General features: G+C 62.2%; 5 protein-coding genes. 3 read left to right on the forward strand and 2 right to left on the reverse strand.

Annotated features, from left to right (window positions below):
- Positions 1 to 83 precede the first annotated feature (83 nt).
- On the reverse strand, positions 84 to 353 hold the full coding sequence (locus VFA60_05695) for a hypothetical protein (GenBank protein ID HZQ91267.1): 270 nt from the start codon (positions 351 to 353) through the stop codon (positions 84 to 86).
- Positions 354 to 802: 449 nt separating this feature from the next.
- Here VFA60_05695 and VFA60_05700 point away from each other — a divergent pair, with 449 nt between their 5' ends.
- The 3 genes from VFA60_05700 to VFA60_05710 are packed head-to-tail and all read left to right on the forward strand — an operon-like array spanning position 803 to position 7,605.
- Complete coding sequence (locus VFA60_05700) at positions 803 to 2,617, forward strand: hypothetical protein (GenBank protein HZQ91268.1); 1,815 nt, start codon at positions 803 to 805, stop codon at positions 2,615 to 2,617.
- A gap of 33 nt (positions 2,618 to 2,650) precedes the next feature.
- Positions 2,651 to 3,943, forward strand: a complete 1,293-nt coding sequence (locus VFA60_05705; GenBank protein HZQ91269.1) for a radical SAM protein — start codon at positions 2,651 to 2,653, stop codon at positions 3,941 to 3,943.
- Positions 3,944 to 3,987: 44 nt separating this feature from the next.
- Positions 3,988 to 7,605 carry a BadF/BadG/BcrA/BcrD ATPase family protein gene (locus tag VFA60_05710; protein HZQ91270.1) on the forward strand — a complete coding sequence of 1,206 codons (3,618 nt, stop codon included), beginning with the start codon at positions 3,988 to 3,990 and terminating at the stop codon, positions 7,603 to 7,605.
- 223 nt (positions 7,606 to 7,828) lie between these two features.
- Here VFA60_05710 and VFA60_05715 read toward each other — a convergent pair whose 3' ends face one another.
- Positions 7,829 to 10,894 carry an efflux RND transporter permease subunit gene (locus VFA60_05715; GenBank protein ID HZQ91271.1) on the reverse strand — a complete coding sequence of 1,022 codons (3,066 nt, stop codon included), beginning with the start codon at positions 10,892 to 10,894 and terminating at the stop codon, positions 7,829 to 7,831.
- Positions 10,895 to 10,942 lie beyond the last annotated feature (48 nt).

Genomic DNA, 10,942 nt, shown 5'->3' on the forward strand with positions numbered 1-10,942 from the left:
TGGTTCATCGCCGCTGAAGTGAAGGCCCGGGGAACCCTATTGCGCCCACGGGGTGATTCAGTGCGCGAGGGGAGAGGGCAAGTTCAGGTCAGGAACGGGGCCAATCGCTTGCGAAGTTCGGCGGCGTCCAGAGGGGCGCCGCTGTTGAAGGCGTCGACGATCTGCGCGATCGCCCTCTTGCCGTCGAGTCGCGACGACCAGCTCAGAAATCCATCGAAGACGGAGTCTCCGGCGGCGGCGCGGCTGATTTCCCAATCCTTCGTGTGATCGTCGAGTTCGGTGTAATAGACGACCCGATATGTCCCTTCGAGCGCGTCGCGATAGATCTCGAACATGATTTTTCCGTCGTTCATAGGGAGGCATGTTACCCACCGGCAATTCTTTTATTCCAGATGCAATCCGCAGTGGCGCATGTTGACCGTTGAAAAGGGGCCTTTCCCGCTTGCCAGACCTCTCGAGCCTGGGGTAGCCTGAGGTCCCTGCTTACGCAGGGTGGGTCTGTCCGTGCCTTGTACGCCTGGCATGTTCGTGAAAACGGGACAGATGAACGCTTGGTTCGTCGCCTCCACGGCAGACTGCCCATCCCGCAGCTCCGTTCTCTCCGCTGGCAACTTGCGGGGTTTTCACAGTTTCCAACCCTCCGTAGAGTGCGTTCTCCGTTCGTCCACTCCGTCGGCGGCCGTAGCGGCAAGTGCGGCTGCTTCATGGACCTCACTTGCGCAAATTTCCATGATGTTCCCGTTTACGCCGTTCATCAGCCGTGTAATCAGCCGTGCTCGCCCTGAGCACAGGAGACGCAGCCATGTCCGTCAGCAGAATCGATATCCCACTGGAGAATCTGGGAAAGGGGACCGATCCCGAAATCGAAATCCGGCGGCGACTCGAAGGTGAGCGCGCGCGCCTGGCGCGCGAGCTGGGGCTGGGCGCACAACGCCAGCATTTCCGCCGGCCGGTTGAGCGGGCGTTTACAGCCGAGGAACGCGGCAAGGTCACCATCCTGATTGGCGGCCTGACGTGGAAGCACGAGAAGCTGATGCGCGCCGTTTTCCAAGGCTGCGGCTACCGCTGCGAGATCCTGCCCACTCCGAACGTGGCCGCGTTCCAGCTTGGCAAAGAGTACGGGAACAACGGACAGTGCAATCCCACGTACTTCACGGTCGGCAACCTGGTGCAGTACCTGCAGGGTCTTGAGTCGTCCGGCGTCCGGCGCGAGGACATTTTGGACAACTATGTGTTCTTCACGGCCGGTTCCTGCGGGCCGTGCCGCTTCGGCATGTACGAGTCCGAATACCGGCTGGCGCTGCAGAACGCCGGGTTCGACGGGTTCCGCGTGCTGCTGTTCCAGCAGAACGACGGCGTCAAGGCCGCCAGCGGCGAGCCGGGACTGAAGTTCACTGTCGACTTCGGCATGGGCATGTTCAACGCGTTGAACCTGGGCGACGTAATCAACGACATGATCTACCGCGTTCGCCCGTACGAAGTGAACAAGGGCGAGACCGACCGCGCGTTCCGAGAAGCCGTTGACAGGCTTTGCTCGACGCTGCGCGACCGGGTGGTGTTCGAGGACCACCGCGATCTGCCGCCCTTTCTGGCCAAACGCATCCGGGCGCACAAGAACACGGGCTGGGAAAAGACAGTGAACTCGCTGGGCAAGGTGTGGGACCACCTGTACGGCAAGGCCTACATTGACGCGCTGCACGCCGCTCGCGAGCGCATCGGCCAGGTCGAGGTGGACCGTCTGCGCGTGAAGCCGATCGTCAAGATCATCGGCGAATTCTGGGCGCAGATCACCGAGGGTGACGGCAACTTCCATATGTTTGAATTTCTCGAAAGCGAAGGCGCACAGGTGATGGTCGAGCCGATCGCTACCTGGGTGCTCTATATGCTGTATCAAGCCAAGATCCGTGCAGCCGGCGAGAAGAAGCTGCGGGCGAAATACCAGAACCCGAAGTGGTACGAGCTGAAGAAGCGTGCGCTGAATGAGCTGGCATATCGGGGGAAGTGGCTCGGATTCTCAGTGGGAGAGCAGATCTACCAGCGGCAGTATCACCGCGTGGCGAAGGAATTGGGCGGAATCACCCATCATCTTGTTCCGCAGCGGGAGATGGCCGACCTCGCGCATCCGTTCTACCACCAACTGGCGCGCGGCGGCGAAGGGCACCTGGAAGTCGGCAAGAACATCTATTACACGGTCAATCGCCTCTGCCACATGGTGCTGGCCCTGAAACCGTTCGGCTGCATGCCTTCCACGCAATCCGACGGCGCGCAGTCGGCGGTGGCGAATCACTTCAAAGAAATGATCTTCCTGCCGATCGAAACCTCCGGCGAAGGCGAGATCAACGCCCACAGCCGGGTCCAGATGGCGCTCGGGGAGGCCAAGGTGAAAGCCAAGCTGGAATTCGAGCAGGCGCTGGCCTCGACCGGGAAGCGGCTCGAGGACATCCGCGACTACGTCGCGAACCACCGCGAGCTTCAGCATCCGTTCTATCCCGTGCCGGAGCGCAAAGGCACGACCGGCGTAGCGGCGAACTTTGCGCTGCACGTCTCCGACCTGATGGACGGCAAGGCCAAGATCAGGCCCCTGCCGCAGGCTTTGGCATCGCCGGCGGCCGCTTAAAGCGGCATCCAGCGGTGCTTGCGAGGAGGAGGAATGCCTGCATCCGCGAACCTGAAACACGACCCACCGCCGCCGTTTCGGCTTGACGTGCAACTGCATGAGCTGCTGATGCGGCCGCCACAGGCGCGTCCCATGGCGGCGCCGCTGCGCAACGGCCGCGAGCAACTGCCGGTCCCGCCCTTCCCGTCGCGTCCGGAGCTGCAGGCCGGCGAGGATGCCGAATATCTCCCCACGAACGGCCGGCGGAAGTGGAAGCCGAAGCAGATCCTGCACACGATGAATGGGTGGATGTTTCCGTATTTCAAATCCCGCCTGCTGCCGGGCGACTTCCACCCGATCATCAGCTACCTGTTCACGGAGTGGAAGTGCAACCTCGACTGCCACTACTGTTGGGCGTTCGAGAACAGCGTCAAGGGCATGACGGAAGATGTAGCCAAGCGCTCGATCGAATGGCTGCACTCCACCACCTGCCGGGTACTGGCGCTGATGGGCGGCGAGCCCCTCCTGCGACCCGACTTCGCGCACAAGGTCGTCTACTATGCGGCGAAGAAGGGCTTCTGGGTTTACCTGCCGACGAACGGCCGGCTTCTCCGTCCCGAAGTGATTGATAAGCTCGGTGACGCCGGGGTGGACGTCTTCAATCTCGCGGTGGACGCGGTGGATGTGAAACCGGGCCTGCCCAAGGCGCTGGCCCCCATTCGCCCGTACTTCGAATACCTGCTGAAGAAGCAATACCGCTACGGCTACAGCATCTTCCTCAACATCTGCATCTGCCGGAACAACATGGATGACGTGCGCATGCTGACCGAGATCGCGCACGACAACGGCATCGCGACCGATTACCACATCGTCGAGTCGCCCATGACCGAGCAACCGCACTACAAGCACTTGAATGAGAACCCAACCTTTGTCCGGGAGGAAGACTGGCCGGAGGTCGATGAGCTGCTGCAATGGCTGATCGAGAAGCAGAAAGCCGGCTACAAGATGACGAATTCGTGCTCGCGAATTGCCGAGATGGGTCTGCATATGCGGGGCAAGCTCCAGGAGTGGAACTGCCGCGCCGGCCAGAACACGCTCATCATCCGTACGGACGGGACGTTGGCGCCATGTTTCCCGATGTATTCGGCAAACTACGACTGGGGCGCGATCGAGGACCACAAGTTCGAAGTCAAGCAGCTGGATGCAATGAAGCAGGACTGCCAGAAGCACTGCTTCTCCACGCTCAATCACATTGTCGGCTTCTGCTACAACGACGCGCGCGTCATCAAGTGGCTGCTCAAGCAGGCAGCGCGCGGTTTTCAGGGCGTGACGAACTGGAACGACTAGCTTCGAGCGGCGGCTGACGGCCGGCCGCGAGGAGAGGGAACACGATGCCGGGTTGTTGCGGGTCGAACGGGAAGAGCGCGAACGGCAAATCGGAACCAATCGACGTGCGCATCGATGACTTGCTGCGCACGACCCACATGCGCGGACGGATGCCGGCCCTGATTGAGCAAAGGGCCGCGCAAGCCGCCGCAGAAGAGCCCTTCGCGATCAGATTCTTCGCCGGCGTCGACGTGGGCTCCACCACGGTGAAGGCCGTGGTCGTGGATGCCAAGAGCGACCAGGTGCTCTGGCAGGACTACCAGCGCCACGAGACCAAGCAGCCGGAAAAGCTTCTTGAATTTCTGCAGCGGCTGGAATCGGAGGTTGGTATCGCGCCCAACAACTGCCGCGTGTTCATCACGGGCTCCGGCGGCGCGACACTCGCGGGCCTGGTCGGCGCAAAGTTCGTGCAGGAAGTTACGGCGGTTTCGCTTGCGGTCGAGAAGCTTCACCCCGAAGTCAATTCGGTGATCGAACTCGGGGGACAGGACGCGAAGATCATCGTCTTCAAGGAAGACCAGTCAACCGGGCGCAAGAAGAAGATTCCGTCGATGAACGACAAGTGCGCCGGCGGCACCGGCGCCGTGATCGACAAGATCAATGCCAAGCTGAAGATTCCGGCCGAACGGCTGTGTGACCAGGGCTACACCGGGTTCAAGCTGCATCCGGTGGCGGGCAAGTGCGGTGTTTTCGCCGAAACCGACGTCAACGGACTGCAAAAGCAGGGGGTCCCGCCGGACGAGCTGATGGCGTCGCTGTTCGAAGCCATCGTGATGCAGAACCTGACGGTGCTGACGCGCGGCCACACGCTGCGTCCGCATGTGCTGCTGCTCGGCGGGCCCAATACGTTCATTCGCGGCATGCGCGAGGCCTGGCAGGCGAACATTCCGCGCATGTGGCAGGAGCGCAAGGTCGAGCTCCCCTCCGGCGCGCGTCCCGAAGACTTGATCAAGGTCCCGGCCAACGCGCAGTACTTCGCGGCGCTGGGCTCGATCGAGTTCGGCAAGGGCGAGGACGAAGAAGTCGGCCGTTATCGCGGGACGGAGCGCCTGGTGGAATACATCACGGTCGGCCGGCAGCGGGAGAAGGAGGCTTCGGGGGCAAAGGGGCTGAGCGAATCGGCCGAGGAGCTGGCGCAGTTCAAAGAAGCGTATCGGGTGAAGCCGTTCGCGGCGGCAAAGTTCGAGCCCGGAACAGTGGTGCAGGGCTTTGTCGGGGTGGACGGCGGGTCGACCTCGACGAAGGCGGTCCTCATCTCCGAGTCCGGCGAGATTTTGTGCAAGGCATACCAGCTCTCGAACGGCAACCCGATCCAGGACACGATCGAGATGTTCGCCGCTCTGCGCAAGCAGGTGGAGAGCCAGGGCGCGTCGCTCGACATCCTCGGCGTCGGCACGACCGGGTACGCGAAGGACATTCTCAAGGACGTGCTCAAGGCTGATGTAGCGCTCGTAGAGACGGTGGCGCACACCGAGTCAGCGAGGCGCTTCTACGACGATCCGCATGTGATCGTGGACGTCGGCGGGCAGGACATCAAGCTCATCGTCCTGAAAGACGGCCGGGTCAAGGACTTCAAGCTGAACACGCAGTGCTCGGCGGGCAACGGCTATTTCCTGCAGTCCACCGCCGAAGGGTTCGGCATGCAGGTGGAGGAGTATTCGGACATTGCGTTTTCGGCGAAGGCGATGCCGGTCTTCGGTTACGGCTGCGCGGTGTTCATGCAGTCCGATATCGTCAACTTCCAGCGCCAGGGATGGCAACCGGAAGAGATATTGGCCGGATTGGCGGCCGTGCTGCCGAAGAACATCTTTCTGTATGTCGCCAGTATTCCGAACCTGGCGAAGCTCGGCTCGCGCTTCATCCTCCAGGGTGGCACACAGAAGAACCTTGCAGCCGTGAAGTCGCAGGTCGACTTCATCAAGTCACATTTCAACGGCGTTCACGCCGAGCCGGAAGTGATCGTTCATCAGCACTGCGGCGAATCGGGCGCGATCGGCGCTGCCGTCGAGGCCCTGCGGCTGTGGAAGGACGGCCACCGCACCAGCTTCATCGGCCTGGAGGCGATCGAGAAGATCAGTTACCGCACCACGCGAAACGAGAGCACGCGCTGCTACTTCTGCAAGAACAACTGCCTGCGGACGTTCATCGACGTGCAACTGGGCGATTTGCAGAGCTGGAAAGCGCCTGCCTTTCAGTCCAAAGTGCCGCTCCAGCCCGGCGAGCAGCGGCTGATCATCTCCACTTGTGAGAAGGGGCAGGTGGAGGACGTCGGCGCGATGCGCGGCATCAAGGCGGGGCTCGATGCGGTCAAGCAGCAGAACCCGAACTTCGTCGAGATCGCGTCGCGCGAGGTATGGAGATCACGCAATCCGGAGAAAGTCGCCGATCCGATTCCCGCCCGCGCCTGGACACGGGCATCGCGGGATCGCCTGGAGCTGATGAAGAAGCGGGCAAGCCTGCGCGTTGGCATGCCGAAGGTGCTGAACATGTACGTCTACGCGCCGGTGTTCAGCGCATATCTGGAAAGCCTGGGCGTGGCGCCCGAGAACATCGTGTACTCGGATTACACGAGTCACGAGATGTACAAGGCCGGCGCGGGCCGCGGCGCCATTGATCCATGCTTCCCGTCGAAGATCGGCATCCCGCACGTTTACAACCTGATTTATGTGAAGCACGCGAAGAAGCCGCTGGACGCGATCTTCTTCCCGATGGTCGACGTGCTCGCAACCTATCTGAAGTGCACGACCGGCTCGAATGCCTGCCCGACGGTCACGGCCACGCCGAACGCGGTGAAGGCCGCCTTCACGAAGGAGCAGGATATCTTCGCGGAAAACGGCATCCGGTATCTGGATCCGATCGTCAACCTTGCCGACCGCAAGCTGTTTGCGCAGCAGATGTTCCAGTGCTGGCAGCCGATCCTGGGCCTTTCCGAGGAAGAGAACCAGCGGGCGGTGGAGCAGGGATTCAGGGCCCTGGAGCAGTATGAATCCGGCCTGCGCCGGCACGCCCGCCAGGTGCTGGATCAACTCGAAGCCGAGGACCGCATCGGGATCGTGATGCTGGGGCGCGTCTACCACCACGATCCGGGCGTCAACCACGAGATCATGGACGAGTTCCAGAAACTAGGCTACCCGGTCTTCTCGCAATCGACCCTGCCGCTCGATGAAGATTTGCTTGACCGCCTCTTTGGGGATGAAGTGCGGGCGGGGACGATCAAACACCCGCTCGATATCACCGACGTCTGGAAGAACGCTTATTCGGCGAGCACCAATCACAAAATCTGGGCGGCGAAGTTCACGGCGCGGCATCCGAACCTGGTGGCGCTGGAGATCTCGAATTTCAAATGCGGACACGATGCGCCGATCTACAGTGTGATTGAAGGGATCATCGAGAGCTCCGGGACGCCGTACTTCGCGTTCAAGGACCTGGACGAGAACAAGCCTACCGGTTCGATCAAGATCCGAGTCGAGACAATCGACTACTTCCTGAAGCGTTATCGCGAAGACCTGGTCAAGCGCCGGGCGGCGATCACTGAACTGGAGCGTCAGCTCTCTGCGATCGAACAGGGCCTGCGACACAGCCGGCCGCGCGCTTCCGAGCTCCAGGAAATGGCCGCGGATTAAAAGTCATGGCTCCATCACCGACGACCGAGTCCTTGCGGGCAGAGAAGCGCGCCAACCTGAGTCAAGCCAGCGACAGGTGTCCCAGTTTCAGGACGCCTGGGCTGGTTGGCCGGGTGTGCAAGCCTGGACCCGGGCAGAAGGCGCTCCCGATGTAAGTTGCTGCTGTTCTGTTGGCGGCCCGGCAATCGCAGCGGGGCGGTCGCCAACGAACCGCGGAGGCTGATCATCCCGCCGCTTCGACCAGTTCTTCGGCGACATCGCGTTCCAGCGACGCGTGGCGCCGCGCCACCAGCACATAGATGGACGGCACGACGAACAGCGTGAACAGACTGCCGATGATCATGCCGCTCACCAGCATGATGCCGATGCTGTTGCGCGCGCCGGCGCCGGGGCCCTTGGCGAGCACGAGCGGGAAGTGTCCGACAACGGTGGCGGCGGTGGTCATCAGGATCGGACGGAGCCGGGTCGTGGCCGCCTGAATCACGGCTTCCACCTTTTCCAGTCCCTGCTCCTGCAAGTGGTTGGCGAACTCCACGATCAGGATGCCGTTCTTCGACACCAGTCCCACCAGCGTAATCAACCCGACCTGGCTATAGATGTTCAGCGTGGTCAGACCCATGAAGGAGAACAGGAGCGCGCCGGAAAGAGCGAGCGGCACCGATCCCGCCAGGATGATAAAGGGATCGCGGAAGCTCTCGAATTGCGCCGCCAGAACCAGGTAGATGAGCACGCCGGAGAGCAGGAAGACGCCGAGGAACTTGCTGCCTTCGGTGCGTAGCTGGCGCGATTCGCCGGCGTAATCCACGGTGAAGCCGGCGGGGAGGATCTTTCTCGCCTCGTCTTCCAGCAAGCTGAGCGCCTTGTCGAGCGGAACGCCCGGAGGGACCACACCCTGGATGCGGACGGCGTTGAGCTGCTGGAACTTCTTCAGATCGCGCGGCTCGGTGGTCGTTTTCAGGCTGGCGAAAGTGGAAAGCGGCACCAGTTTGTTGCCGGCGCCGGTGACGTAGATCTGGGTGAGTTGCTCAGGCGTGAGCCGTTCCACGCGCTTGAGCTGCGGGATCACCTTGTAGCTCTGGCCCTGGCTGCTGAAGCGGTTCACGTAGTTGCCGCCCATCAGCGTGGAAAGGTCGCGGCCGGCCTGGCTCAGGTTCACGCCCTGCGAGCGCAGCTTGTCGCGGTCGAAGACGACCTCGGCCTGGGGCTGGTCGAACTTCAGGTCAGAGTCGGCGTAGATGAACAGTCCGCTCTGGAAGGCCTTGGCGACGAGCTGATCGGCAAACTTGACGAGCTGCTGAGGCTCGGCCGCGGAGGCAACGACGAAGTCCACGGGGAAATTTCCGGCGCCGGGAAGCGGGGGCGGCGTGAGCGGAATCACGCGAACGCCGGCAATCTTCGACAGCGGCCCGGTGGACTCGATGAGCAGTTGCTGCGCCGTCTTGGTGCGCTCGGACCACGGTTTTGTGACCATGCCGCCGAAGCCGCCCGTGGGCGAAATGATCTGAAACACACTGCCGCTCTCAGGAAAAGAGTGGTAAACGTCGTAGATTTGCGAGGAGAACAGCTTCGTCTGGTCGATGGTCGCGTTCGGCGAAGATTGGACGACGCCGAACACCACGCCCTGGTCCTCGGCCGGCGCCAGCTCGCGCTGCGAAAACTGGTAGAAGGGAACGATGAGCGCGGCCACGATCAGCCACAGCGTGAGCACGACGGGCCGATACTGGAGCGTACCGGAGAGCACGCTGGAGTAGGCGCCGCGGACGTTTTCGAAACGGCGGTTCACCCATCCGGCGAATCCACGCTCGGTTTGGCCGGCACGCAGCAGGCGCGACCCCATCATCGGCGAGAGGGTAAGCGCGACCACGCCGGAGATGACCACGGCGCCGGCGAGCGTGAAGGCAAACTCGCGGAAGAGCGCGCCCGTGAGGCCGCCCTGGATTCCGACGGGCGTGTAGACCGCCGCCAGCGTGATCGTCATGGCGATGATCGGGCCGACCAGTTCGCGGGCAGCGTCGATGGCGGCGCGATAGGCGGACTTGCCGGCGTGAATGTGCCGCTCCACGTTTTCCACGATCACGATGGCGTCATCCACCACCAGGCCGACCGAGAGCACGATGGCCAGCAGCGTGAGCAGGTTGATGGTGAATCCGGCGACCGCCATCAGGAAAACGGCGCCGATCAGCGAAATCGGAATCGCGACCACCGGGATCAGCACGGAACGGAACGAGCCGAGGAAGAGGAAGATGACGACGATCACGATGATCAGCGTCTCGCTCAGCGTGTGCAGCACCTCGTGGATCGCGTCATCGATGTACTCGGTTGAGTCGTAGGGGATGCCGACCTTCATGCCGGCGGGCAACTGCTCTCGAATACCGGGGATGGCCTCGCGAACTTTCTTCACCACTTCGAGTGAGTTGGCCGTGGGAAGCGCCCAGATGCCAATGAAGGTGGCGGACTCGCCGTTGAAGCGCACGTCTTCGTCGTAGGTTTCGGCGCCGAGCACGACGTCGGCAATCTCGCCCAGCCGGACGATGGTGCCGTTGCCTTCCTTCACCACGAGCTGACGAAAGTCCTCGGCCGTCTTCAGATCGGTGTTGGCCACCAGGTTCACGGAGACCATGGAGCCCCTGGTGCGCCCCAGGGCCGAGAGATAGTTGTTGTTGGCCAGCGCATCCTGCACGGCCGACGGCGTGATGCCGAGGGCCGCCATTTTGTCGGGCTTGAGCCACACGCGCATGGCGAACGTGCGCTTGCCGAGAATATCGGCGCGCTGCACGCCGCTGATGGCGCTCAGCTTAGGCTGCACGACGCGCGTGAGGTAGTCGGTGATCTGGTTCTGGTCGAGGTCGCGCGATGAGAAGCCGATGTACATCGCCGCAAACTGCGTGTCGGCGGTCTGCAAATCGATGACCGGCGCCTCAGCTTCGGGCGGCAGGTCGTTGCGCACCTGCGCCACCTTGGCCTGGATCTGCGTAAGGGCAGCGTTCGTGTCGTAGTTGAGCTTGAGGTGAACGGTGATCGTGCTGATACCCTGCGCGCTCGACGACTCCATGTAGTCGATGCCGTCGGCGCTGGCGATCACGCGCTCGAGCGGAGTAGTGATGAATCCGCGAACCAGGTCGGCGTTGGCTCCGACGTACACGGTCGAAACCTGTACTTCGGCAATATCACTGCGCGGATACTGGCGGACACTTAAAGAGCGGATCGCCTGCAGTCCGGCGATCAGAATCACCAGGTTGATGCAGATGGCAAGAACCGGCCGGCGTATAAAGAGGTCGGTAAACTTCATGACTAACTGTCCTCGGGTTTCGGCTTCGAGTTATCCGGCGGTTGCACT

The organism is Terriglobales bacterium, assembly GCA_035651995.1.
Classification (GTDB): domain Bacteria; phylum Acidobacteriota; class Terriglobia; order Terriglobales; family Acidobacteriaceae; genus DASRER01.

What these genes read in the sequence shown, in the direction of transcription:
- VFA60_05695 (HZQ91267.1), bottom strand. Translation starts at nt 353, where the DNA reads ATGAACGACGGAAAAATCATGTTCGAGATCTATCGCGACGCGCTCGAA.
- VFA60_05700 (HZQ91268.1), top strand. Translation starts at nt 803, where the DNA reads ATGTCCGTCAGCAGAATCGATATCCCACTGGAGAATCTGGGAAAGGGG.
- VFA60_05705 (HZQ91269.1), top strand. Translation starts at nt 2,651, where the DNA reads ATGCCTGCATCCGCGAACCTGAAACACGACCCACCGCCGCCGTTTCGG.
- VFA60_05710 (HZQ91270.1), top strand. Translation starts at nt 3,988, where the DNA reads ATGCCGGGTTGTTGCGGGTCGAACGGGAAGAGCGCGAACGGCAAATCG.
- VFA60_05715 (HZQ91271.1), bottom strand. Translation starts at nt 10,894, where the DNA reads ATGAAGTTTACCGACCTCTTTATACGCCGGCCGGTTCTTGCCATCTGC.